This is a genomic window from Pseudomonas sp. FeN3W, assembly GCA_030263805.2.
Classification (GTDB): Bacteria; Pseudomonadota; Gammaproteobacteria; order Pseudomonadales; family Pseudomonadaceae; genus Stutzerimonas; species Stutzerimonas stutzeri_G.
Window position 1 is genome coordinate 3606602 of record CP136010.1, and the last position, 23592, is coordinate 3630193.

Consider the following 23592-nt stretch of genomic DNA (forward strand, 5'->3'; position numbering starts at 1 on the left):
GAAACGCCAGGCTGAACCGAAAGAGGCCGAGACTTTCGAAGCTGTATGTTTGGTTCTGGAGGTTCCCGTGCAAGCGTCCTCATCGAGAAAATGCGGTACGACAGCCGCAGCGCTCAACGAAGCGTGCTTCTGCGTAAGCCTAGATCAAGCTGCGCTCGTAAACTCATTGACCGAACAGCTTGGGAATTCAGAGCTGTCGGAGCTATTGAAGTCACGTTGCCCTCATGTGTTTGCAGCACGACCGGTCTTTGTTTCATCCTTGCGGCTGCGCCAGGTTAATGAGGTTATTCAGGCCATCGAGCAGACCGTGAGCTCGCCCGGTTGGCGTGAGCATGCTCTGGATTCTGCACCTCCTATTGCCCGACACGATCCTCGGGGCGCGCGCGGCGTCTTCTTTGGCTACGACTTCCATCTGGATGATGACAAGCTTGGGCTCATCGAAATAAACACAAATGCGGGCGGAGCGATGCTAAACGTATTGCTCGCCCGCGCGCAGCGTAGTTGTTGCAGCGGCGTAGTCGGGCTTTCGCCAGGTCAGGAAGGACCCGGCGGCTTCGAGCGTTCGATTCTGGATATGTTCGCCCAGGAATGGTCTACGAGCGGCGAGCCACGTCCGCTCACGCGCGTGGTGATCTTGGATGAAAGCCCACAAGCCCAATACCTGTATCCGGAGTTCCTTCTTTTTCAGCGGTTATTCGAGTCAGCAGGAATCGACTGCCTAATCGCGGACCCAGCCGATCTGGCCTTTCACAACGAGTGCCTCTTGGTCGACGGGAAGCCTGTGGATCTCGTCTACAACCGACTCACCGATTTCTATCTGGAAGGCGACAATTGCAGCGCGCTGCGCAGCGCTTATTTGGCTGATGTCGTGACGGTAACGCCACATCCTCAGGCCTATGCCCTTTATGCCGACAAACGCCGGTTGGTTGACCTAACCAACGCACGTTTTTTGGAAGAGATTGGCGTCGATCAGCAAGTCCGAGCCGTATTGGCCCAGTACGTCCCGCTTACGGTTCCTGTCGAGCATCGCAATGCGGAGCACCTCTGGCAAAACCGCCGTAGCCTCTTTTTCAAGCCTGTCAGCGGGTTTGGTAGTCGCGGTGCGTACCGAGGAGACAAGCTCACCAAGCGGGTTTGGGAAGAAATCATTGGCGGAAACTACTTGGCCCAGTCCCTTATAGCTCCTGGCGAGCGTAGAACCGTCGCCGACCCTCAGGTACGACCAATGAAGTTTGACCTGCGCGCGTACGCTTATGCTGGCGAGGTGCAGTGGAACGCTGCCAGGGTCTACCAAGGCCAAACGACCAACTTTCGAACGGAGGGGGGCGGCTTTGCTCCTGTGTTTACCTTAGGCGAGGAAGAGGAGCTGGCCGGTTCCACAAAGCAACTATCGCACGCCTCGTTCACTTTCTTGCTCGACGAAACCGGAGCCATAGAAAAGCTGCCGCACCCGCTCTATCTCGCGTTGGTTCGAGCCGAAAGGGCTACTTCGAAGCTTGCCGGTAAGCGTTTTCGATTGGCGGACTGGTATGTGGCAATGGAAGACGGCCAACCGTCTAAGGTCATCCGAGAGTGGTACGGGTGGGTAGCGTTCGACGCAGATGGCGGTTACCACCCTGAACGTGGTTCGCCGAAAAACGACGAGTCGGATAGTGATGACAATGTAGATTCAACCGCTCTACCGACACGGGAAGAACACGATCGAATTGAGGGACTGTTGTTTAAAAGCGAGTGAGAGCCTGTCTCGCACAGCCCAGAGGTTCCTTACGGGGCGCAGAGCCAAAGGAAGATTGCCTTTTCACTCACCTTTCAGGGCCATCATTAAACCCTTGAATGCGCCGTTCAGCCGAGTAAATGCAGCCTGGAAACGAATCGAATTTTCCGCATATTTTGCTTGTTCAACCTGAACGTCTACTGTGTTCTGATCAAGCGATGGTTGATTGGGAACCCTGTAGAGTAGGGCCGCATCGCTAAGAGTAACCTCCAAGCCACCAGTATTTATATGGCTCTGGTTAGTTTTGGCCAGTGAAAACTCAGTGTTAATTGCCTGCTTGTTTTGAGCGGCAAGCACCGAGGCAAAATTCAAATCCCTGACTTTGAAATTGGGTGTATCAGCATTGGCTATATTGTTGCTCAGCACCTCTGCCCTTTTGGCAGTGTAGAGGAGCGTTTTTTCTGGCCCGCCTACAGCCTTTTCGAAACTAATCCTCATCAACGATCCTATCAAGTTTGGAGAAAACCAGTGCTGATCAGAATTACGTCGATCAGCCCCATAGGATTTACGCCCGACCTGGCACCTGGCACCTGGCACCTGGCACCTGGTCGGGCGGTGCAGAGCCAGATAGCGTTGTAATCGTAATTCCTGGAAGTGTAGAGATTTATTACTGATGACACTCCCTATCAGCCGTCATCAGCTTATGCTCGCGAATCATTTGTTCCAGTACGTCGTCTACCAATTTGTCGTGCTTCTCCATCCAAGCCAAATGCTCCTCGGTAGAGACGTTTGGTCCTGGATGATCTTTATGGAGCTGGCTCATCATTTCTTCGAGCATTCCCATATGTTCTTTCATATGCACTTGGCGCTCGCAGACTGGCGCTTTCTCTGCTTGAACCAAAACCGCTTCAGCTTTATCGCGCAGTTGCTGAAGGCGCTCGAGAGTGCGGTCGCTTCCTCCTTCAGCCAAAGCCATGGGAGACAGCATCAGCGATCCGACAAGGTAAAAAGGTATCAACGATTTCATAGAGGTGACCTCCGTAGTGAAAGCTGCGGCCGTTGCTACTGAGCCTGTTTCAATGGACTAGAACCATTTTATGCCGTCTCTTGGACCATCTACTTCTGCAGATTAGTTAATCTGCCCTGTCATGAAGCTGAGCTTGTGATTACATTTTTGTAAGCTATCGGTTTTTTGACCGAGCGGCCGCTCACCCGCATAAACTGGTAGCTCATTACCAGAAATCACCAGCACGGGTATTTCATCCCAAGCCAGCTCGATCAACCGGTAATAGCCGGCGTTATTTCGATTGCTCTCGTGCAGTCTCTTCCCGCTCCATACGTTCACGCACGCCGCCTTCCACACCAGTGCCAGAGTGCATTGGCTTGTAAAGCGAACCCGTTGTTGGCGGTGCTGGCGGAGCTTTTTCGATCTGCCAGCGGTGCGCGATGTTCGCCGCGATTCGCTCGGTGAGAGAGGGGAACAGCGAATGCGAGATCACTGCGCCCCGGGCTTTCCAGCCTACCGGCAGACGTTTGCGCGGGTTGACCGAGACCCAGGCGATGGCTTCAACCACCTGCTCAGGGCCGTCCATTGCGGCCATGCGTGGCGTGCCGCCGGTGTAGTTGGCCGCGTGTTCCCAGAACGGTGTGTCCACAGCCCAGGGCATAACAGTGGCGACACTAATAGTCTCGCTGCCGCTCAGGCGAATCTCCTCGGCGATTGCTGCCCCGAGATTCATCACTCCACCTTTGGTCGCTGCGTAGGAGGCATGGTAAGCCAGCGGTATCTCGCTCTCGACCGAGCCGACGTTGACCAGCGTGCCGAAGCCCTGAGTTCTGAACTGGCGCATGGCCGCGTGGCTTCCGTAGATCACGCCCTTGAGATTGACGTCCACAACCCGCGCATGGTCCTCGACGGGGACGTCTTCGAAGCGCCCCAGTGCTCCGACCGCTGCGTTGTTGATCCACACGTCGATACTGCCGAAGCGTTCGATGGCGGCTTGGGCCAGGCCTTGTATGTCGGCTGGTTTGCTCACATCGGTGGTCACTACGAGTGCCGACCCTCCTGCCTCGCGTATCTGCGTAGCCAGTTCTTCGAGCACCGCGGTTCGGCGGGCCGCCAGCACCACGTCGCCTTGCAAAGCGGCAAGCCTGAGCGCCACGCCGCGACCGAAGCCACTGGAGGCACCAGTGATGACGAAGGTTTTGCCAGCTACGCTTGGCTGGTCGCTTGGTTTCAGGCGTGGGGAAACGGCGCAGCCACTGAGTTGCAGGGCGGTAAGCAGAAGCAGCAGCAAAGCCAATCTCTGCGATGAGAAGATTCGCAAAACCATTATTGGTTCTCCTGGCAAAGTCATACGGCCGAATGGTCCGTAACTCCAGTGTTGTACGACTGCCTTGTGCCAGCGCCGCCGCAGGACAGGCGAATAGAACTTTTCAGGCTAGATCATCAATCTAGTTATGGCGCGGAAACTTGATTACATTTCTGTAAGCATAGAACTGAATTATTGAGCTATACGAATGCATGCTTGGAAAAGATTTTGCTATTCGATCTATCGAGTCTGACAATTCACAATCGCAATTGAAACTACTGATTAATCGTGCAGTCGACTAATAATCTGTTTCTTGTATTTTCGCGCGGCTTGCGCTTCGAAAAGCGACATCGTTATGGTTAAAAATAAGCCGGCGTACGTCGGGTTACTCTTCATGCCAACTTCAATGCATTTATTACCTCAACGCGAGCCTGCCGCTTTGAAGCAGCAGTCCAGACTGGCCTTTGAACCGTCTGTAAGCGCACCGACACGAAGAGAACTATGAGAATTAATCAGCAACTGGCAGCTGGAAAGGCAGAATATCCAACGATCGCTTCGCTGGCGGCCATCGGTGATGGTCGCTCCATGGCATTGGTGGGCCCAGATGGCAACGTGGAATGGTTCTGTCCCCAGCGCTTCGATGCCACACCGATGATTTGGCCGCTGCTCGACCGTCAACGTGGCGGGCGGCTACAGCTGTCGACACCGGGTGACGTCAAAACGCATTATCTGGACGATTCTGCAGTATTAGAGTTCGAAGTGCACAGCGCGTCCGGGTCCGCCCGTGTCACGCTTTGTATGGAGTGGCCTGGATCGGACGATCAGCAACGCTTGCTTTGGCAGGTAGACGGCTTAGCTGGCCGCTGTGAGTTCACTCTGCAGTTTGAGCCGCGTCCAGATTTCGGAAGCGTAGCCGGTGAGGCAAGCATTTCAGCCGAAGGGTTAACCTATTCTTATATGGGTCAACAGCTGTTGCTTCAAGCGGACTGCGCACTGTATCCGGACGGCGAAGGCTGGAAGGGAGCGATCTCAGTAGATGCAGGAGGGCGTGCGGGAGTTTCTCTAAGCGTTTCCTTAGAGCAAGATGCCCCACCCGTTCCTGTGTCGATTGAATCTGTACCCGCGCGGATTGAGGCGACCCTGATTGCGTGGCGCGACTGGTGCGCAGCGCTGGAGTGCCCCGCAGCATATAGAGGCGCCGTGGTACGCAGCGCGATTAGCCTTAAGTTATTGATTTACGCACCCAGCGGAGCGGTCGTTGCCGCCGGAACCACTTCCCTACCTGAACACCTGGGCGGGGAGCGGAACTGGGATTACCGCTACACCTGGTTTCGAGATGCGGGGCTGACACTTGGTGCTCTTTTCGGCCTCGGTTGTCGGGATGAGGCACATTGTTGGGCCCAGTGGATGCAGCGAACCATTGAGCAGCATGGGACGCCGCTGGCCGTGCTATACGATGTAAACGGAGCTGCGCCACCGCCAGAACGTAATATCGAAGGGGTTGATGGCTATCGCGGCTCGCGGCCGGTGCGTGTGGGTAACGCTGCTGATGGCCAGTTTCAGCTGGATGTTTATGGCGAGTTGCTGGAGTGCGTGAGCATCTGCGATAGCATGGGCGACGATGCGATGCGGGCGCACTGGCCTCATATGCGCGCCGCTGCTGATTTCATTGCAGCGCACTGGCAGGAGCCTGACCAAAGCATTTGGGAGATGCGCAGCGCGCCGCGCCACTATGTGCACTCCAAGGTCATGGCCTGGGCCGGTCTACAGCGTGCGCTATGGCTGAAGCGCCGCCATGACCTAGACGGAGATGAGGAAAGTTGGGTCAATCAGGCCGAGGCTCTACGTCAGTTAGTCCTGCGCCGTGGTCTCAGCGCCGACGGCAATAACTTCGTCCGGGCCTTCGATGACGATAGGCTGGATGCTAGCCTCCTGTTATTAGCGCGTGTTGGCTTCGTCGAAGGCGGCGATGAACGTTTCGTCAATACGGTCGATATGATCCGCAAACAACTGGACGAAGGCGGCGGCGCGCTACGGCGCTACCCTGCTGAAATTTCGGATGGGCTAGAGGGCCGAGAAGGCGCCTTCTTCATCTGTAGCTTTTGGCTGGTCGAGGCATTAGTGCAAACCGGCCGGCCTCGAGAGGCAAAGGAACTTTACGAACAGCTGCTGCAACGCAAGGGTGAGCACGGCCTGTTCGCTGAGGAGTTCGACACCCGAAGCGGCCAGCATTTAGGGAATGTACCTCAGGCCTTTTCTCATGTCGGTTTGATAAACGCCGCCCTGAGCCTCGGCTCTGCTGATTAACGTAGCTGTAGCCGGTCTATAACGCGCTCTTGCATGGTCTAGTCGTTGCCACCCAGCTAGCTAGCGGGCAATGGCAACTACTGCCGCTACACAAATCACCATTACCAGTGCCAAGGCGCCCGTGGCCAGCTTGCCCACGGATTCGGAACTGAGGCCCAGTGCCTTGTCCTTGGCCTGCGCGCCGAAGCGCCCTTCGAGACGGTGCAGGCCCTCTACGGGATGGAACAGGTTGTCAGGCTGTTCATCACCGGCCGGCGAGTCGGTCATCTGCCCACTCCAGGCCTGCTTGGCCATCATCCGGTCGAGTAGGCCGGGCATGAACATGTTGCCGATAATCGCCTGAAAAGAGGCGCGTCCGATCCACAGTTCGCGCGGCGCATCGGTTGCCGCGCGGACAATCGCGCGCGCTGCCACAGCAGGCGTATGGATCGGTGGGACCGGCTGCGGTCGTTTTTGCATCTTGTTGCGCGACCAGTCGAACTGCGGCGTGTTGTGCGCTGGCAGCTGCACCATGGTCAGCCGCACCCGGCTGTTGGTATGGATCAGTTCGCAGCGCAGCGAGTCGGTGAACCCACGAATGGCGAACTTGGCGGCGCAGTAGGCCGATTGCAGCGGTATCGCGCGATAGGACAGCGCCGAACCCACCTGGACGATGGTGCCGCGGTTGCGAGACTCCATATGCCGCAGCGCCGCCAGCGTGCCATGCACGAAGCCCAGATAGGTCACGTCGGTCACACGTTTGAATTCCGCCGCGCTGATCTTGTTCACCGGGCCGAACACCGTCGCCATCGCCGCGTTGACCCAGATCTCGATCGGCCCCAGTTCCGCCTCGATCCGATCGGCCGCCTGATCGATAGCTTCGGGGTCGGCGACATCCGCGGCAATTGCCAGAACTTTCGCCCCAGCCGCTTCCAGCTCGTTGCGAGTGTCCGCCAGGCCCTGCTCACCACGCGCAATCACGGCGACGCGGTAGCCCGCCTGGGCGAACGCGTGAGCCGTCGCGCGGCCTACGCCTGCGGTCCCGCCACAGATCACGGCGGTCTGTTCACGGTCAGTCATGTCCGGGGCTCCTTTGTGTTCGGTGAAGGTTGGCTACCGCAACAACGCATTCCAGCCGGCATAACGATGGTGAATAGGACCTCTGGGCAGACTCAGGCCGATCACCAGCGCGCCGGCGATCAGACTACCCACGGTCGCGGCGAACCCTGCACCGTCGAGGAAGGCGGGTGATGCCAGTAGCCAGGCACCGATTGGCAGGTTCAGAAAACGCAGCGGCCGTGCCACTTCGGCGCACGCCAGGACCGAGACGGTGAGCAGCAGCGAGCCCATCAGGTGATCACTGTTGGCCATCGCGCCGTCGGTGCCGAAGATCAGGCGGGTTGACATCAGCCAGACGCCTAGAATGCACAGCAGCGCGAGCCCCCAGGGAAGGTTCACTCCGCGAAGGCCTCTGAGAGTCATCGAGGAGAGGCTGCCGTCGAACTCCGGCGTATTGTCCTCACGGGCGCCTTCCATCGCATCGCCTTTGAAGAAAGTTCTCCAAAACGGTTTGCCACGGCGCCGCGCATCCTTGAGGAACTGGCACATGGCAACCAGTTCATCCAGCGCGTAAGGCATCATCACCAGCATAGCCAAGGCTTGAGCCAGGCAAAGCGTGCACCAAGTACCGATGAAGATCGGCTGGGCGATGATGAAGAAGATGCTCACGACGCCCAGGGGCACTACCACCACGCCGAACGCGGCGACCATCCACGGCATGGTCCGCCAGCGCCGGGCATCGCCCATCACCGCCATGAGGAGCTCGATCATATAGGCCATCACACCGATCCCGGCATCGGACACCGGCCAGGCGCGCGACATGTCGGAAGTGATGATGGTTTCCGTGCCGTTGGGCTGGGTGCCGAAGAACGGGTCCCAGGCATTCGAGGTATGGCCAAGCTGATAAGCGGTTAGATAACGTGCGAGCAGAATGCCAATCACGGCGAGAATAGCTATTGGCAGGCGTTGCAGCCAGGTTGAAGGGTTGTAATCCCAGCCCGGTGGAACCGCGGCCTTCTGCATCATCCCGGACATGCTCATGCCGGGCATCATCGGCACCAGAGTGGAGAAGGCAATTACCAGCCCGCCGACCAGCAAGGCATTGCCGTAGCTCGCCGGGGAAGGAGTCCAGAACAGCAGCGGCGCGAACATCAACCACAATCCCATAATCGTGTTGGCCCATTGCGCCCAGCTGATCCGTTTGAGCGAGAGGATGGCGAACAACACGATCAACGCGCCGCTGATGACGTCGTTCCAGGTCATCAGCAGCGCGCGAGTGGCGACCTCGGGTAGATCACGCTCGGTTGCGAGGCGTGGCAGGTCGAGGTCGCCCGGCGCTACGTTCATGTAGCCGAATATGAAGGGCGCACTCAGCACCCAAAAGCCGAGCAATACATTGACGAAGTGGCACCAAAGCGTCGCGATGTGGCGCCGCTCCATCATCTGCATATGCGCATCCATACCCATATCGGACGACATGGCGCCTTGGCGTAGATATTCCCCTTGATGCTCCATAGATCTAGTCCCCAGCACTGAAGTATTGGTTACGTTGCGGCAAGAGAAAAAGCGTTACGGTGTTGCGACCGCGTGCAGGTTTGGGTGAGCTCGGCCAGCGGATATCTAGGCCTTTTCTGCTAGCAAGTCAGCTGGCTTAGCTTCAACTGCACATGCTGGGATATAAGGTCATTCCGGCGAAGCTGCTCTGGCAACGAGATGACGAGCTTTGCCAGAGCAGCAAGTCGCGAATGTTACGCAGCCATGCGCTCGCATTCTTCAGCGCACTTCATGCACGCTTTGGCACACTCTTGGCAGTGATCCACTTGATGTTTCGCGCATTCCTCTCCGCATGCACGGCAGATCTTGGCGCAAAGGGCACAAAATTCTTTAGCGTAATCACTTTCGCGACTCATCAGTATGGCGGCCAACCTACAAATGTCCGCGCAGTCGCGGTCAAGCTCGATGCAGCGTGCCATCATTTTTACGTCATCCTCACGCAGGCAAGCAGAGGCGCACGTTTCGCACACAAGGGCACAGTTCGAACAAGCTTGGATACAGGAAGCGAACATTGAGTTTGTCATTGCGTTCTCCAGGGTTCGATAGTTGTATGTCGTCGGTGCCTACTGACCGATACGGCTCATCAGCCTGTTAGCAGACACCGAATTACGACACGCTCCTACCGAGCCCGTTTCGAAAAACTTCATTACAATGTTGTAAGGTAAATCCAACCGCACCGGGGCTCTGCGGGCGCAGTTGGTGGCGATGTGGCAGTCAGATTGCCTGTACGGCTTCGCTAGTCTGTGCGAGATGATTGAGTGGGAAATGGGGGGCTCCCTGTCGCCAGGACTGGGAGCATCCATTAGAGAACGGCCGGAGCGAAAGCCGCTGAACCATATGGGCAACTAGCCTTGCGGCCTAACTTTTAGAAAGCAATTGCAGAGGCCTCCGGTACCGTTGCGTCGACCAGGATGGCCTAGAGCCGACCCTTATGCTTTTGCTGAGGCGCCTTTCAAAGAGCCTAGTCAGAACCGACTAGGCACACACATATCGGATGTTAGTGCTCGTGTTGCTTCCCGTCTGCGTGCACATGGTTATTTGCAGAGGATTTGCCTTCCGCATCGGCACGGTCATTGTCAGTGCTTTCCTCCGCCGTCTGTGGCTGGTCTGACGCATGATGGTCATCGCTTTCTTTACCACCATGATGCCCGGAGCCTGGTTGGCCGGGTGCTCCACCCGAGCTGCTAGAGCCGTGGTGATCCGAGCCGCCACTGTCGCCCTGATGGTGGTCGCCCGAGGCCATCTCGCCGTGTTGCTCACCATGCCCAGCTGGGGTCTCCCCACCACCATGCTGGTGACCACCGCTAGACGCAACGAGTGCTCGATACGCTCCTTCATCTAACTTAGGAAGCTTCTGCAGAAAAGCCACCATTCCCCAGATGTACGGGTCAGCCATGCTTTTACCCCACGCAGGCATCCCAGTGGCCTTGATGCCATGCTTGATGACCCAAAATGTTTTTGCTGGGTCATCGTATAGCCCCGCTTCAGCCAGGCTGGGTGGAGCGGGATAAAGGCCATTGCTTAGCTCGGTCTCAGCCATGCCTGGCGCCAAATGACAACCCACACACATCGAGTCGTAGTTCCCCGCCCCGGCGCGAATTTGGTCTTCATCGTCGAGAGATGGCACGGCTATGTCTTCGGAGCGAACCTCAATCGAGCGATTGCGAGCAGTTTCCAGGAATGCGTGCACGACTCCCGTATGAGGATCATCCGCGGCAACGCTAATCAGTCCTGAGAAAACAACTCCGGCCACTACCAACAGGCCTAGAGCACAGAAGGCAGCGAAGCTAATAATTATTCTTTTCATCGAAGGTCCTTAAAACCAAAGCCTGATGCCAGCAACGAACCGCGCCTCATCTAGGTCTTCGCCGTCATCTCTCGCCATATCAGCGGTATTACCGTATGCCCGGCTCCACGTGACGCCGATGTACGGTGCGAACTCACGAACGATTTCGTATCGGAGGCGGAGCCCCACCTCTGTGTTTGCGAGACCAGCGCCTACTCCGCGCGCAGGATCGTCCTTGCCATAGAAATTGAGCTCGGCAGTCGGTTGGAGGATCAGCCGGTTAGTGAGGAGAATGTCGTACTCGCCTTCAAAACGTGCTGCTGTCTGCCCACCTTCACCGACGAAGGCGGTGGCTTCCGCCTCAAAGTTATACAGAGCCATCCCCTGGACGCCTAAAGCCGCCCACGTCTGCGGCGACTCGGGCTTAAAGTCCTGGCGAACACCTGCTACCACATCCCACCAGGGGCTGATGGCACGCCCGTAGAGCGCCTGAATTTCCGCATCTTCAGTAACGCCATTCGTTCGCTCACCTTCCGAGCGAAACCAGAACCGATTGATATCGCCACCAACCCAGGCAGTAGCTTCCCAACTGAGGGTGCTACCTTCATTTGCGTTCTGGTACTCAAGTTGATCTAGCAGAAGGAACCAGGCCAGATACTTGTCATGGACTGTATGACCTTGAAGACCAGGGAAAGCCGCTTCTCTATCCGCATCGGTCAATACTGGAATGAACGAGGGATGAACCATGCCGGGCATTTCGAGCGTATCGTCATGCTTCATTTGGCCATGGTTCATCGTGCTATGGTCCATCGCACCATGACCCATCGCAGAATGGTCCGTTTGCCCACCGGAGCCATGATTCTTAGCTGCGGGCTTCGCTGAAGATGCAGGGGCTTGAGCTGCCTCAGCAGGAGGGGTTTGATGCATCGAATGATCCATCATCTCGGCAGCGTTGGCTGTCCCTCCAGCCGCTGCGCTCAACGAAACTCCGAGCGCAATCAGAGCAAAGCGAGAAGGTCTAGTGGTCATGGTGCGAATCCACCTCAGTATCAGTGGCCTTGGGGTCATGATCCATCTTGCCGTGCTCCATTTCTCCATGGTCCATCGAGCCATGATCCATGTCGTCGTGGTTCATTTTTGAGTTAGAGGTGCCTTGTGTCTGAGATGCCGGCTTGTTGCCTGGATTCTGCGATGAAGCCGATGATTGCTTGTGCTGATCATGCTTTTGCTCTGCAAACGCAGCTGACATATTCATTACGCCCAGCAGACTGAACATTAACGCGCTGCCGATAAGAGTTTTACGCTTCGTAAAATTTCCCATATAAAGTTCCTCTTACTCGTCCACTCGGACTTCACGAAACATGCCCATTTCCATGTGAAGCAGTAGGTGACAGTGATAAGCCCAACGCCCGAGCGCATCGGCTGTCACGCGGTAGCTGCGCTTCGAACCTGGAGGCATGTCGATCGTGTGCTTGCGAACCATGAACTTTCCATTCTCATCTTCAAGATCGCTCCACATACCATGCAGATGAATCGGATGGGTCATCATGGTGTCGTTGACCAAAGTGATGCGTACCCGCTCGCCATATTTGAGCCGCAGGGGCTCCGAATCAGAGAACTCTATACCGTCAAATGACCAGGAGAACTTCTCCATGTGGCCGGTGAGATGGAGTTCGATCGTCCGACTGGGCTCACGGCCGTCCGGATCGGGGAAAGTGCTTCTCAAGTCGCTATAGGTCAGGACTCGGCGGCCGTTGTCTCGTAAGCCAATACCGGGATCGTTCAGCCTATGAGTTGGGCTCATGGTCTGCATGTCCACCAGTGGGTTATTGGACTCTGAGGGCGGGTGCGATTGCATACCTGCGCTCATCCCAGCCATTCCAGAGTGGTCCATCCCGGACATCCCACCCATTTTGCTGTGATCCATGCCGGCCATTGCGCCCATGTCGCCCATCCCTTGCATGTCACCGTGGTTCATGCCGGACATGTTGCTATGGTCCATCGCGCCCATGTCGCCGCCATGGTCCATGCCCGCCATACCGCCCATGCTGCCGTGATCCATCCCCATGTCGTCCATGGTGATTAGTGGTCGAGGATCGGTTTCTGGAACAGGAGCGCTCAGCCCTTCGGCAACCGCTAGCGTGCCACGGGCGTATCCTGTGCGATCCATCGATTGGGCGAAGATCGTGTAAGCCTCCTCGGTCGCAGGCTCGACAATCACATCGTAGGTTTCTGCCACGGCAATGCGGAATTCGTCGACGCTAACTGGGTTGACGTATTGGCCATCGGCTGCGACTACAGTCATCTTCAGCCCTGGAATGCGGACATCGAAATAGCTCATGGCCGAGCCGTTGATGAACCGCAGACGAAGCTTCTCGCCGGGCTTAAAGATACCGGTCCAGTTCCCGTCGGGTGCTTGGCCGTTCATTAAATAGGTATAGGTGTAGCCGCTTACGTCGGCGAGGTCGGTGGGACTCATTTTCATCTGAGCCCACATTTTCCGATTCGCAATCGTAGCGGCCCAGCCGTCTTCGCTCACGTCGTTAATGAAGTCTCCGACAGTGCGCTTGTGGAAGTTGTAATAATCGGACTGCTTCTTGAGCTTAGAAAGGATACGAGCGGGATCCTCATCGGACCAATCAGTCAACATCACCACATAATCGCGGTCATAGCTGAACGGTTCGGGATCTTTCGCATCGATGACCAACGGGCCATAGACACCAAGCTGCTCTTGTAGCCCTGAATGACTGTGGTACCAATAGGTACCGTTCTGTTTAACCTGAAACTTATATACATACATGCCATCGGGAGCGATGCCTTGGAAGCTCAATCCAGGCACACCATCCATGTTGGCCGGCAAGATCATGCCGTGCCAGTGAATAGATGTATCTTCACTCAGCTTATTCCTGACTCGCAGCGTGACGGTATCCCCTTCACGCCAACGTAGAAGCGGCCCTGGGATAGTCCCGTTGATGGTCATCGCCGTCCGAGCCGCACCGGTGATATTGACCGGCGTCTCCCCAATCAGCAGGTCGAACTCCGTGCCGGTTAGTACGCTGGGCTGGCCGGGGCTACTCACTGCCCAGACCGGAGCTCTCCACAGGCCAAGACCACCAAGGAGGCCTGCGGCAGTCAAGCCTTTAACAAAGGTTCGCCTAGAGGTTTTACGTTGCATGTGTAGGTTCCAATCAAGCTAAGGAGCCAAGCCGAAACCAGCCCTACGGGTTGGTGTTGCCAGCGGTAATTGATCATAGAGGCTCGCGCGCGGTCTGTCTTATCAAGCGACTCGCCTTTCATCGTAAATATGGCATGCCGAAGTAAGACGCGTGATTACATTTTTGTAAGCTTAAAGCGCACCAGAAAGCGCCCAAGGAATCGCCAGTGAAGATGTAGGACGTTCACGTAAAAGCCGTGCGATAGCGTTACCGTGAGAAGGAACTTTTGATTCTTACAAGAATCTGATTGCAATGATGCTCATTGAATACAAACGTCATCTGTTTGAGCAAAGCAACAATAATAACGGGTGTAAATTCATACAGGACTAATGCCATGGCTAACGACTCTTTGCGCCGTACAGGTTTTTTAGGTGCTGCATTGCTGACCGCCAGTGTTTTATTAACTGCGCCTGTGCAGGCCGCTGGGCCGGGCACAGGAAGAACAGCTGCGTTTGAAAAGAACTATCTGACTTTTATCATCGATCATCATTACTCAGCGCTTAGAATGACCGAACTAGCCGCTGGAACGGATACAGTGCGTGATCCGAACATAAATGATCCGCGTGAAGGGACTGCGCCTACTCCGAACTTTGGTGAGACACCTGCCAAAGCAAGCTCCGAAGAAATAAAGTCAATGGCCCGCATGGCAAACCGCACGCAACGGGAAGAAATTGCGAAAGCTCAGCGGTTCTTGCTTGAGTGGTATGGCGTCGCACACGTTCCGCAGATACCACCTGCCGGGCAGCGACAGATCCAAGCACTCATGTACGAAAGTCCTGGGGCTAATTTCGACAGAGCGTTTTTGGCAAATTTCAGCAACCACCACTATTTGGCGTTAGGGCCAAGTCAGGATTGCAGGGTAAAATTTGATTTGAAACATGAAGAGCTCAAGCACTATTGCGAGGGCATAGTCCAAGCGCAAACGAGGCAAATCAATGATATGCGTGGACAGCTGTGCGAGCGATTCAGGGTCTGCGATTATCAGCCTTACAAATAGGTTGAATTAGCTGCACGGCGAAACGGTAGGACTTTCCAAATATGCGGCGAGTATCCGTAACCTCCTAACAGCCCGCCGCCTTCCGATCATAATTATTCCGGTCACTTTAGGACTGATTTTATTTGGTCGTAGGCTTGATAAGAACCGTTTAAAGGGTGTATCCATAAATACATCCCCGACATAATGAGCGATTTTCTAAGGCTTTTTTGATGCTCCTTTAGCCTGACGGCGCTTTTTTGGCGCCTTTTTTTTAGGCTGTGCGGGCTATGCAGAAGGCCTCGATTGTCGAGGTCATTGAAGAGAATCGCCAATATACCGTTCATCCGCTTAAGGTGGGGATGCTAGGTCTCGTTTTTAGAAGAACAAGTTTCAACGTAGCTGATAATGGCCCCTTCGGCCTTTTGCAACTAACGTTGCAAGCGCCAACGCCGTGGCAGCTACAACATTCATGGAGCTGCCACAGTTCAGCGAGCCGAGTGTTCACATTTGCGTAAGGTTTCGCTTCAGCACTTAGCGTGCTTGGCAGCCGGAGCTGCCTTGGAGGCAACCTCTTGGGCTTGATCCTTCTGATCAGCCTGATAAGCCGCGATCGACACTTGCCGAGCCTGCTCCATACGAGCAAAGGTACGATCACCACCACCTTCTGCCATTGCATAGGAAGAGCTTGCTGCGATGGCGAGCAGTACGGAAAGAGATCTGAAAAGTTTCATGCTTGTTACCTCGTGGAAAGACATAGATACCCAGCGCCGCTCCAGGCAGGAGTCTTGGCTTGGGCTTGTGTCTAAGCTAACCGAGAGTTCCTGTCAGATCCCTGAACTAGACATTACGGTTTCGTCAGTAAAGCAGGCAAGCAGCTACAAGCGAAAGCGCAGAAAGCGTGTATGGCGCTTTTCGTTCTGGCAATAGGTCTTGTTTCCTGCCGGCAAAAAAAAGGCGCCATCGAGGCGCCGATAGGCCAAAGGAGCATGGAAAGGCCAAAAGCAGAGTATGGGAGCAACTGCTGACGTGAAAGTTAGCGTTGCAAGCTGTCATTCCGATGATGCGGGCATTACGTTTCTGTAAGGTACTGGCTGCCCGCCCAGACAATCGGCACACTGTTCTAAATGCTGGCGAGAGTACCTTCAATGAAGCTTCTTGTTGCTGAAGATGAGCCGAAAACGGGCACCTACCTACAGCAGGGGCTCACGGAGGCTGGATTCACTGTCGATCGAGTAGAGAACGGGACCGATGCCGCTCAGCATGCGCTTAATGCGGCATACGACCTGCTCATTCTAGATGTGATGATGCCTGGCTTGGATGGGTGGCAGGTTTTACATCAAATCCGCGCTGCGGGTAATGAGGTCCCTGTGCTCTTCCTCACCGCCAGAGATGGGGTTCAGGATCGAGTAAAGGGATTGGAGCTGGGCGCTGATGATTATCTCATCAAGCCGTTTGCCTTCTCCGAGTTGCTAGCCAGGATCCGTACGTTGCTTCGCCGCGGCAACCATGCCCCCAACCAGACGATACTCAAGCTCCACGACCTTGAGATGGACTTGCTGAGACGTCGGGTTACGCGCTCGGGGAAACGCATAGACCTGACCGCTAAGGAATTCGCACTTCTTGAGCTATTGCTTAGGCGTCGCGGGGAAGTGCTCTCAAAGTCCCTTATCGCCTCCCAGGTTTGGGATATGAACTTCGACAGCGATACCAACGTCATTGAGGTGGCGGTACGACGGCTGAGAGCAAAAATCGATGATGAGTTCGAGCCTAAGCTCATACAAACCGCGCGTGGGATGGGATATTTGATCGACGTACCAGACCCCTAGAGCGAAATGCTCGGCATTCCATCGCGATGGGCCAAGCTACCGGTACCTATGCGGCTAGGGCTAGCCACCGAACAAGGAGCGGTGCCGAACCTCAGTTCTCCGAGCTGGATTTCGTCAGGTGTGGCACGAAGAAGATGGGTCGCTGCGGGGGAGCTATCAGAATATCAGTGGATTTGATGCTAGTGCCCTTGCGACGCTTGGTCTTGCCATCCTTACCGACCGCCAGCAAATCACCGGTCGCAACAGCGATATCGAGCGCCTGCTTTACGCGAAACTCGTCAGCCATGGTGTAGTTGGTCAATCCGCTCATCAGGCCCAAAAAAGGTTGCCGTTCTACCTCGTAGACCTGTTTGGGCAAGAGCTCTGAAAGTTCTCCTCGGACGCGGTCATCGGTGGCATCGTCGAAGTGATGCTCATCCAACAGCAAATCGTGCTGACCTGTCACGGCGATATCCCGATTGGCGTCGTAGCCGAAAAAGCTGGAAGGCGACAGCATATGGGAAAAGTTGTTGCCGTATTTCCAGTGGATCTTCTTCATCACATCGTTGGCGCGGTAGTTGTTCGCCAGATGGATAAACCAATAGGCCATCGGGTTGCTGCCAGCAGGGCGGATGAAGAACACGGTCATGTACTGGGCACCGCTTTCCTGTTTGATCCCTTCAGACAGATGGCGTTGGATCAGGTACTGCCAATTGCGCGGCTGATGGGCCTTCAGCTCTTTCAGCATGCTCCATGGCACATGGTGATCCAGGCCGATATTGGCGATGGCCTTCCGATTCGCTTGGCGGTCAGCCAGGTACGTGACCAGAAAATCGACGTTGAAGGTCAGCAGCACCTCGGCATTGCTGAGGTGCTGGAAAATCCATTTGATCTTGGGGAACGGCACGTCGCCATAGCCGTACTGATCCAGCAGGAAGAGCACACGCTCACCCTTGCCGAAATGCTTGAGCTTTTGAGCGATGGTCGGCAATGCTTCTGTGAATTCAGCGCTATGCAGATGCACATCCTGGCCAAGCCGAGGAGCATGACCACGCGCGGCCAATACCGAATGCAAGCAGGCAATGTTCTCGGGCTTCACATCAACGAAATAGTGCTGGGAGCGGATGGGGCGCGGCTTGATGCGCTCCAGGTTGTTGCGGACCTCCGAAGCCTGAATCGCCTCCAGTGCAATCACGGGAGAGCCGAAGTGATTCCCACCTACGCCGTCGTGGTATATACCTCCACCACTGAAGCCATCGACGATCGACAAGCCTAGTTCTGGCATCAACTGATTTCGCAGTAGCACGTCGATGTAAGTCTGGATGTACTCATCGATGATCTGATGTTTGATCTTGCTGTGCGGATCGATGGTCGGGAAGGTCTGCGTGCCCCAATCCCAACGGTACTTCTCGTCATCCTTGGCCATGCGTATTCCTTGTGTTGGTATCAGGCGAGGTTGAGCAGCGGGATTTCATCCCAGGTCTGACCGTTCAACAGTCGACCGTTGGCTTTCTTCGAGCGTTTCACGCCATCGGCACCCCATCCGCCCCATTGCTTGAAGAAGAACGCTGAGCCAGAGGCGTCGCACTGGCGATGAATGTTGTCGACCCATTCCTGTTTCATCGGGCGAGCCTTGGGGCCCGACTCACCGCCGACAATGACCCAGTGGATATCGGTCAAATCCAGCTCCCCCAGATCTTCTAGCAGCGGCTCAGCAGAGAGGAAGCGAATCGTGGCATCTACCCGGCGCAGGCAGTCGATCCTCGGCACACCATATTCGCGGTCTTCAACCGACACCCCCAGCCAGGCATTGACTGGAGGCGTCCGCTTGCTGAAATACTCAGCTAGTCGCTCGGCACGCTTGGTGAGGATCTGGAAGGTGTGCTGGGAAGCCTTTCGGATCACCTCGAATACTTGGTCGATGTATTCGTCCGGTACATGCTCGTGGAACAGGTCAGACATTGAGTTGACGAAGTAAATGGTCGGTTTCTTGCGCTGTAGCGGCTCCTGCAACTTCTCCGGCCGCAGGCTCAGGCGAAAGCCGTTTTCATAGCCCGGCGTTCCCATGGCCTGCAGCCGGTAGGCCATGTTTTCCGCATAGCAGTGTTTGCATCCGGGCGACACCTTGGTGCAACCCACGACGGGGTTCCAGGTCATTTCCGTCCATTCGATGCTGGTCTGCGTACTCATTTCACCGTCACTCCTGTCGTGCAGCGATGTTAGTGAGAAGCTGGCAGTTGCGTCAAAGTGCCAGTATTGAATTCAACAGCGGGCCTGACCGCCAGGCCACCAAATGAAATAGCGGGATCGATGTACCGCATGGCCGACTTGATGTCTTTCCAGCCCACATAGGTCATCAAGCCTTTGAGGTCCCATCCATTGGCTGTGGCCCATGTAGCGAAGCCGCGGCGCAAGGAGTGACTGGTATAAAGTTCAGCCGGGATCCCGGCGCGTTGAAGAATCTGGCGCAGCAGGCTGATCAGGCTACCCGGGTGTAAAGCATCCTCGCTGAGATGCCCCCAGCGATCCAGGCGACGGAACACGGCTCCTCGAACGATACCTGCAGTACTGATCCAGTCGAGATAGGCCTGTACCGGGCATAGTCGCTTTAGCGCCGGCGTGTAGTGCGTCGTACCGCGATTTTCTCGGTCCCCCTTGCTCTGTGGCAGAAACAGACGCATGCCTGCGCCTGCTTCGGCTTGAATATGCTCGACCCGCAGCCGGCAGAGCTCATCACTGCGAAAGCCTCGCCAAAAACCGATCAGCAGTAATGCCATGTCGCGCCGGCAGCGCAACAGGTTCGCTAAATCGCCCCGCATCCGAGCTCGATCTGACTCCTGATCCAGCCATTGGGCTGCCTGCTCTAAGTGCTGCAGCTGCAGAGGGGCCGCTTGCTTGACCTGTGCCGGATGTAGGGTGCGGATGCCCTTGAGTACCTGACGCACCGTGGGAGTCTTCGTTGGGTCTGGAAATCCTTGGATGATATGCCATTGAGCGAGAGCAGCTAAGCGTTGCTTCAACGTGTTCACGCTCAGCGTATCCGCATAGTCCACCAGGTAGCGGACAACGCTATCGCCTGTCGCGGGCAGAAATCCGCCCCAAGTCACTTCGAAGTGCTCGATGGCCGACTGATAGCTACGGCGGGTGTTTTCCCGCGTACCGGCTTGTAGGTAGCGCCCGACGTCTTTCATCGTCTGAGATGCCTTTATGTACTGAAAAACGGTCACTGAACGACCGTTTGCGCCATTCATATTGAATAATGCTTCATTATTTTATCTGAATTTAACTATAACACCTCGCTTTACAACGGCAAGTTTTAGTACGTAAATACGTAGTATGTAAAACGATACGAAATCGTAGGAGCAACCATGGCCCGCGGCGGCATTAATAAAGTACTGGTTCGGAAGGCCCGCCAAACCATCTTGGCGCGAGGCGAGAATCCCAGCATCGATGCGGTGCGGGTCGAACTCGGTAACACCGGCTCGAAAACCACCATTCACCGCTACTTGAAAGAGCTCGAAGATGCTGAGCGCGGCCGGGACGCGGCCTCGATCCCGCTCAGCGAGCAGCTGGCCAATCTGGTGTCCCAGTTGGCAGATCAGCTAACGGAAGAGGCTCAGGTCGATGTGGCCCAGGAGCGGGAGCAATTTGCACGCGAACGGCTCGATTTTCAGAACCAGGCTCGGCTGGCCGAAAGCCGAATCCAGCAGTTGGAAAGTCAGTTCAGCGGGCTTACGGAACAGCTCCAGGCTGCCCAGCACGCGTTACAGCAGGAGCAGCAGCACCGCCAACAGGGCGAGATCGAGAACGCCCGTCTGTTGCAGGCCAACCGCGACCTGGAGGAGCGCCTAAAGGACCGCGATGGACAGATTCGCTCGCTGGAGGAAAAACATCAGCACGCCCGTGATGCCCTGGAGCACTATCGCCAGGCCGCCAAGGAGCAGCGTGAGCAGGAGCAGCGCCGGCACGAGTCTCAGGTGCAACAGCTGCAACTGGAGCTGCGGCAGTTACAGCAGACCCTGATCGTCAAACAGGATGAGTTGACCCAGCTCAACCGCGACAACGCACGGCTGCTCGCCGAGGCGCGGCAGTTACAGAAGGATCAACATACGCAGCAGCAGCTTCTCACCCAGAAGGCTCAGGCCTTAGAGGTCGCTCAGCGCTCGCTGACCGGAATGGAGCGTACGAATGATGCCTTGGAACAACGCAGTAACACTTTGCAGGCCGAAGTAGCCCGGCTTGGTGAAAGGGCCGAGGTTCAGGCACAAAAAGCGCAGACCTTACAGGAGCGTTTGTCCGAAGCTCTCTTGCAACTGAAGCTGATTGAGCATTCACCGCCTGCCAACGGCGGTGCGGATAGCCATGAACCGTTACCGGGGCCAGAAGCAGACACGCCTTAACTTGGGCGGGTCGGACAGACAGGTCATATTTGATCGCATGAGTGGCTAATGCGAGGCCAACTGCAAATGCTCTGGGGCAGGCCGCTACGAAGTTAGCTGACCGGCGAGGATTTTATGAAGGACACGCTGGAAAAAAGTTGGCGCACCTTGCGTGAATTTCCTCAGTTTGGCGGGGCGCCAACTGAGCAACGCCGCCGACGGACTGGATTTGGCAGGGTCGCATCGTCGTGAATGAGATGCTACGAACCGGTCTTTGGCCGGCATACTCAACCTTCGGCCCAAAAATCATCCTTGCGCACCAAACCGAACTCATCCTGATTGGTGTCAAGCTCATCATCAAACATGGTGTTAACCATTCGCTCCCGACGTAGCATGGCCAGCGTTCGGAAAAAGCAGGGCTCGCAGAGGTGAACCTCATAACGCTCACCATCATGCTTGGAACCATAGCCCCAACACGCTTGAAGAACGCCAAACTGGTGGCCATAGCCCTCAATACTTGTGCTTTGGCAACAAGCGTCACAGGTAACGTCTGAAGTCGTTTCCGTTGGCTGCATTGCAATGTGCCGCATGATCATCACCTCCGAGGAGAGGAAAGTTTACAGCTGCCATCGAGCCCACATTTGAGACCGGAAATGGAAGGTGTCGCGAAGGCCGCCTCGAACCATCACCGGGGAGAAGGATATCTTGAGGCTAATTGAAGGTGGGCGAACATGCGCAAGCATGTGAGAGCAACACAATGCCTAGAAATCAAACATTTATGGTTTGAATGTCTTAATTTTCCGTGATCTCGTTATGATGCCATAAAAATTCCCATCATGAAAAAGGCCTGATAAATCAATCAGGAAGGAGGGATGTGAGTGAATTTTCCCGTTATCTCGGCATGGCCCCACTCTGGGTTGGAAGCTTGGTATTGAACATGCTGAGAAATCCTTACTGAGAGACGATCAGGCCGGTGAGCTGGTAACCCATCAAGAGGAAACCGGCGCTCATCATGGCGACGTTGGCGGTGTAGGCATGGCGCCAGAAGCTGGCGGTTCGTCGCCAGTAGCCCATGACGATCAGAATGGCGCTCAGCGCCAGTAGCTGGCCAATTTCCACCCCGACGTTGAAAGCGATCAGGTTGGCAACTAGGCCATCCGCCGAGATCTCGTACTCCTGGATCTTGGTCGCCAGGCCGAAGCCATGCAGCAAACCAAAGATCAGCGTGGCCGCCTTGGTATTGGGCTGATGGCCGAACCAGCGCTGGAAGGCGCCCAGGTTATCCAGCGCCTTGTACACCACCGAAAAACCGATGATGGCGTCGATCACATAGGAACTGATGGTGATTTCCGCCAATACACCGAGCAGCAGCGTCACCGTGTGGCCCACGGCGAACAGGGTGACGTAGAGCCCGACGTCCTTCAGGCGGTAGAGAAAGAAGATCACCCCGAACAGAAACAGCAGATGGTCGTACCCGGTGATCATGTGCTTGGCGCCCATATAAATGAACGGCAGCACCATCACCCCGGAGCTTTCCTGGATAAAGCCCTTGTCGCCCTCGGCAACAGCGTGGGCCAGCGCGTCAGGCATGCCGAGAAATAGCAATGCGGTGAACAAGAGCAGCAGTATTAGCGAGCGGTTTGGGCGCGCGGAAAATGCGCCCATACCGCACATGGATAGCGAATGCATGGTTGAGTCCTACGTGACAGTGGTATTGGCCGCATAGCGGCCGGTGTCAGAGCGCAAATCTTGGGCGTGGTGGCCGCTCGATCAGGAAGATCGGACTGGGAGGGATGGCGTAGCGCGTGGCTTCTATCGGCTGCGGACGCTCTGGCAGCGTACTGACGGTGAGAAGCGTGGTCAGGTATGGCGTTTCGTGCACGTGGTCGGCGGTAAGCGTGGAGTGGTAGTGATCCGCGCATCTGGCACAGACCGAAATACCCATGCTGTGGGAATGAGCATGAGCACGGTCCTCGCCGTTCCACGCACCTTGGCTCACCCCAGGGCCAAGCGCGGCGCTATGCCCGGCCCATGCCATTAGCATGACGAGGGCTAGGACAAACGTTAACTGAGCGCTGACCGGTTTACTGAGCATGGATGTGTCTTCGTTTACAGATTCGGCTGGCCGCCCGACGACAACGACAGGTTTGCCATATCCCCCCCAGGGGGATAGGATCGAAGCGTAAGTCATCGAGGCATGGGACTCAAGGCATGAGCGATCAAGAACACGCCCATCAGCACCAAAGTCATAGCGATATCATCAAAAGGTTGAAGCGTGCCGAAGGCCACCTGCGCAGCATTGTCGGCATGATCGAGGTCGGTCGCCCCTGCGTGGACCTTGCCCAGCAGCTACACGCAGTAGAAAAAGCGGTTTGCCAGGCCAAGCGCACCTTGATCCAGGACCACATCGATCACTGTCTGGAGCACGCGCTCGCGGCCACCGAACAGGGTGACACCACCGCGCTGAGTGACTTCAAGCAGATCACCAAGTACCTCTGATCTTCTT

General features: G+C 55.9%; 22 protein-coding genes. 6 read left to right on the top strand and 16 right to left on the bottom strand.

Annotation, left to right across the window (positions count from 1 at the left end; all coding sequences use genetic code 11):
• Window positions 1-67 precede the first annotated feature (67 nt).
• Window positions 68-1735 (top strand): hypothetical protein, encoded by a 1668-nt coding sequence (locus P5704_016975; protein ID WOF77725.1) that lies wholly within the window; start codon window positions 68-70, stop codon window positions 1733-1735.
• 63 nt (window positions 1736-1798) lie between these two features.
• Here the strand turns inward: P5704_016975 and flgB are convergent, their stop codons facing one another.
• From flgB to P5704_016990, 3 genes are all read right to left on the bottom strand, one after another.
• Complete coding sequence (gene flgB, locus P5704_016980; GenBank protein WOF77726.1) at window positions 1799-2212, bottom strand: flagellar basal body rod protein FlgB; 414 nt, start codon at window positions 2210-2212, stop codon at window positions 1799-1801.
• 169 nt (window positions 2213-2381) lie between these two features.
• Entirely contained in the window at window positions 2382-2741 is a 360-nt protein-coding gene (locus tag P5704_016985; protein ID WOF77727.1) for a co-regulatory protein PtrA N-terminal domain-containing protein, read from the bottom strand.
• A gap of 271 nt (window positions 2742-3012) precedes the next feature.
• Window positions 3013-4011, bottom strand: coding sequence for an SDR family NAD(P)-dependent oxidoreductase (locus tag P5704_016990; protein ID WOF77728.1), 999 nt, complete (start codon window positions 4009-4011; stop codon window positions 3013-3015).
• A 516-nt stretch (window positions 4012-4527) separates the two neighbouring features.
• Between P5704_016990 and P5704_016995 the strand changes: the two genes are divergently transcribed.
• Entirely contained in the window at window positions 4528-6333 is a 1806-nt protein-coding gene (locus tag P5704_016995) for a glycoside hydrolase family 15 protein (protein WOF77729.1), read from the top strand.
• Window positions 6334-6393: 60 nt separating this feature from the next.
• Here the strand turns inward: P5704_016995 and P5704_017000 are convergent, their stop codons facing one another.
• The 7 genes from P5704_017000 to P5704_017030 all read right to left on the bottom strand — a co-directional run bounded on the left by P5704_017000 (window position 6394) and on the right by P5704_017030 (window position 13886).
• A complete protein-coding gene (locus P5704_017000; protein ID WOF77730.1) occupies window positions 6394-7392 on the bottom strand; it encodes an SDR family oxidoreductase in 999 nt (332 codons plus the stop codon).
• Window positions 7393-7425: 33 nt separating this feature from the next.
• Complete coding sequence (locus P5704_017005; protein WOF77731.1) at window positions 7426-8634, bottom strand: vitamin K epoxide reductase family protein; 1209 nt, start codon at window positions 8632-8634, stop codon at window positions 7426-7428.
• Between the two features lie 485 nt (window positions 8635-9119).
• Window positions 9120-9449, bottom strand: a complete 330-nt coding sequence (locus P5704_017010) for a four-helix bundle copper-binding protein (protein WOF77732.1) — start codon at window positions 9447-9449, stop codon at window positions 9120-9122.
• 473 nt (window positions 9450-9922) lie between these two features.
• Window positions 9923-10732 carry a cytochrome c gene (locus P5704_017015; GenBank protein WOF77733.1) on the bottom strand — a complete coding sequence of 270 codons (810 nt, stop codon included), beginning with the start codon at window positions 10730-10732 and terminating at the stop codon, window positions 9923-9925.
• Between the two features lie 9 nt (window positions 10733-10741).
• Complete coding sequence (locus tag P5704_017020; protein ID WOF77734.1) at window positions 10742-11740, bottom strand: copper resistance protein B; 999 nt, start codon at window positions 11738-11740, stop codon at window positions 10742-10744.
• Window positions 11730-12032, bottom strand: coding sequence for a hypothetical protein (locus tag P5704_017025; protein WOF77735.1), 303 nt, complete (start codon window positions 12030-12032; stop codon window positions 11730-11732). Before P5704_017025 ends, P5704_017020 begins: the two co-directional genes overlap by 11 nt.
• A 12-nt stretch (window positions 12033-12044) precedes the next feature.
• The gene (locus P5704_017030) at window positions 12045-13886 is read right to left on the bottom strand and encodes a copper resistance system multicopper oxidase (GenBank protein WOF77736.1); all 1842 of its coding nucleotides are present in this window, start codon (window positions 13884-13886) and stop codon (window positions 12045-12047) included.
• A 374-nt stretch (window positions 13887-14260) separates the two neighbouring features.
• Between P5704_017030 and P5704_017035 the strand changes: the two genes are divergently transcribed.
• The gene (locus P5704_017035; protein WOF77737.1) at window positions 14261-14923 is read left to right on the top strand and encodes a DUF305 domain-containing protein; all 663 of its coding nucleotides are present in this window, start codon (window positions 14261-14263) and stop codon (window positions 14921-14923) included.
• 503 nt (window positions 14924-15426) lie between these two features.
• Here P5704_017035 and P5704_017040 read toward each other — a convergent pair.
• Window positions 15427-15633 carry a co-regulatory protein PtrA N-terminal domain-containing protein gene (locus P5704_017040; protein WOF77738.1) on the bottom strand — a complete coding sequence of 69 codons (207 nt, stop codon included), beginning with the start codon at window positions 15631-15633 and terminating at the stop codon, window positions 15427-15429.
• Between the two features lie 414 nt (window positions 15634-16047).
• Here P5704_017040 and P5704_017045 point away from each other — a divergent pair, with 414 nt between their 5' ends.
• A complete protein-coding gene (locus tag P5704_017045; protein ID WOF77739.1) occupies window positions 16048-16728 on the top strand; it encodes a heavy metal response regulator transcription factor in 681 nt (226 codons plus the stop codon).
• 91 nt (window positions 16729-16819) lie between these two features.
• Here P5704_017045 and P5704_017050 read toward each other — a convergent pair whose 3' ends face one another.
• Genes P5704_017050 through P5704_017060 form a run of 3 tightly spaced genes read right to left on the bottom strand, consistent with a single transcriptional unit; the run spans window position 16820 to window position 19958 of the window.
• Entirely contained in the window at window positions 16820-18133 is a 1314-nt protein-coding gene (locus P5704_017050; GenBank protein WOF77740.1) for a three-Cys-motif partner protein TcmP, read from the bottom strand.
• A gap of 20 nt (window positions 18134-18153) precedes the next feature.
• Complete coding sequence (locus tag P5704_017055) at window positions 18154-18897, bottom strand: phage Gp37/Gp68 family protein (protein WOF77741.1); 744 nt, start codon at window positions 18895-18897, stop codon at window positions 18154-18156.
• A gap of 29 nt (window positions 18898-18926) precedes the next feature.
• Window positions 18927-19958, bottom strand: a complete 1032-nt coding sequence (locus tag P5704_017060) for a site-specific integrase (protein WOF77742.1) — start codon at window positions 19956-19958, stop codon at window positions 18927-18929.
• A gap of 117 nt (window positions 19959-20075) precedes the next feature.
• On the opposite strand from P5704_017060, the gene P5704_017065 reads away from it, so the two are divergent.
• The gene (locus P5704_017065) at window positions 20076-21107 is read left to right on the top strand and encodes a DNA-binding protein (protein WOF77743.1); all 1032 of its coding nucleotides are present in this window, start codon (window positions 20076-20078) and stop codon (window positions 21105-21107) included.
• 266 nt (window positions 21108-21373) lie between these two features.
• Here the strand turns inward: P5704_017065 and P5704_017070 are convergent, their stop codons facing one another.
• Together P5704_017070 and P5704_017075 are read right to left on the bottom strand one after the other, a co-directional pair.
• Complete coding sequence (locus P5704_017070; GenBank protein ID WOF77744.1) at window positions 21374-21682, bottom strand: hypothetical protein; 309 nt, start codon at window positions 21680-21682, stop codon at window positions 21374-21376.
• A gap of 355 nt (window positions 21683-22037) precedes the next feature.
• Window positions 22038-22775: a HupE/UreJ family protein gene (locus P5704_017075; protein ID WOF77745.1), complete on the bottom strand. Its 738-nt coding sequence runs from the start codon at window positions 22773-22775 to the stop codon at window positions 22038-22040.
• A 522-nt stretch (window positions 22776-23297) separates the two neighbouring features.
• Between P5704_017075 and P5704_017080 the strand changes: the two genes are divergently transcribed.
• Window positions 23298-23585, top strand: a complete 288-nt coding sequence (locus P5704_017080; GenBank protein WOF77746.1) for a metal-sensing transcriptional repressor — start codon at window positions 23298-23300, stop codon at window positions 23583-23585.
• Window positions 23586-23592 lie beyond the last annotated feature (7 nt).

What these genes read in the sequence shown, in the direction of transcription:
- flgB (WOF77726.1), bottom strand. Translation starts at nt 2,212, where the DNA reads ATGAGGATTAGTTTCGAAAAGGCTGTAGGCGGGCCAGAAAAAACGCTC.
- P5704_016985 (WOF77727.1), bottom strand. Translation starts at nt 2,741, where the DNA reads ATGAAATCGTTGATACCTTTTTACCTTGTCGGATCGCTGATGCTGTCT.
- P5704_016995 (WOF77729.1), top strand. Translation starts at nt 4,528, where the DNA reads ATGAGAATTAATCAGCAACTGGCAGCTGGAAAGGCAGAATATCCAACG.
- P5704_017000 (WOF77730.1), bottom strand. Translation starts at nt 7,392, where the DNA reads ATGACTGACCGTGAACAGACCGCCGTGATCTGTGGCGGGACCGCAGGC.
- P5704_017005 (WOF77731.1), bottom strand. Translation starts at nt 8,634, where the DNA reads ATGACCTGGAACGACGTCATCAGCGGCGCGTTGATCGTGTTGTTCGCC.
- P5704_017010 (WOF77732.1), bottom strand. Translation starts at nt 9,449, where the DNA reads ATGACAAACTCAATGTTCGCTTCCTGTATCCAAGCTTGTTCGAACTGT.
- P5704_017015 (WOF77733.1), bottom strand. Translation starts at nt 10,732, where the DNA reads ATGAAAAGAATAATTATTAGCTTCGCTGCCTTCTGTGCTCTAGGCCTG.
- P5704_017020 (WOF77734.1), bottom strand. Translation starts at nt 11,740, where the DNA reads ATGACCACTAGACCTTCTCGCTTTGCTCTGATTGCGCTCGGAGTTTCG.
- P5704_017025 (WOF77735.1), bottom strand. Translation starts at nt 12,032, where the DNA reads ATGGGAAATTTTACGAAGCGTAAAACTCTTATCGGCAGCGCGTTAATG.
- P5704_017030 (WOF77736.1), bottom strand. Translation starts at nt 13,886, where the DNA reads ATGCAACGTAAAACCTCTAGGCGAACCTTTGTTAAAGGCTTGACTGCC.
- P5704_017035 (WOF77737.1), top strand. Translation starts at nt 14,261, where the DNA reads ATGGCTAACGACTCTTTGCGCCGTACAGGTTTTTTAGGTGCTGCATTG.
- P5704_017040 (WOF77738.1), bottom strand. Translation starts at nt 15,633, where the DNA reads ATGAAACTTTTCAGATCTCTTTCCGTACTGCTCGCCATCGCAGCAAGC.
- P5704_017045 (WOF77739.1), top strand. Translation starts at nt 16,048, where the DNA reads ATGAAGCTTCTTGTTGCTGAAGATGAGCCGAAAACGGGCACCTACCTA.
- P5704_017050 (WOF77740.1), bottom strand. Translation starts at nt 18,133, where the DNA reads ATGGCCAAGGATGACGAGAAGTACCGTTGGGATTGGGGCACGCAGACC.
- P5704_017055 (WOF77741.1), bottom strand. Translation starts at nt 18,897, where the DNA reads ATGAGTACGCAGACCAGCATCGAATGGACGGAAATGACCTGGAACCCC.
- P5704_017060 (WOF77742.1), bottom strand. Translation starts at nt 19,958, where the DNA reads ATGAATGGCGCAAACGGTCGTTCAGTGACCGTTTTTCAGTACATAAAG.
- P5704_017065 (WOF77743.1), top strand. Translation starts at nt 20,076, where the DNA reads ATGGCCCGCGGCGGCATTAATAAAGTACTGGTTCGGAAGGCCCGCCAA.
- P5704_017070 (WOF77744.1), bottom strand. Translation starts at nt 21,682, where the DNA reads ATGATCATGCGGCACATTGCAATGCAGCCAACGGAAACGACTTCAGAC.
- P5704_017075 (WOF77745.1), bottom strand. Translation starts at nt 22,775, where the DNA reads ATGCATTCGCTATCCATGTGCGGTATGGGCGCATTTTCCGCGCGCCCA.
- P5704_017080 (WOF77746.1), top strand. Translation starts at nt 23,298, where the DNA reads ATGAGCGATCAAGAACACGCCCATCAGCACCAAAGTCATAGCGATATC.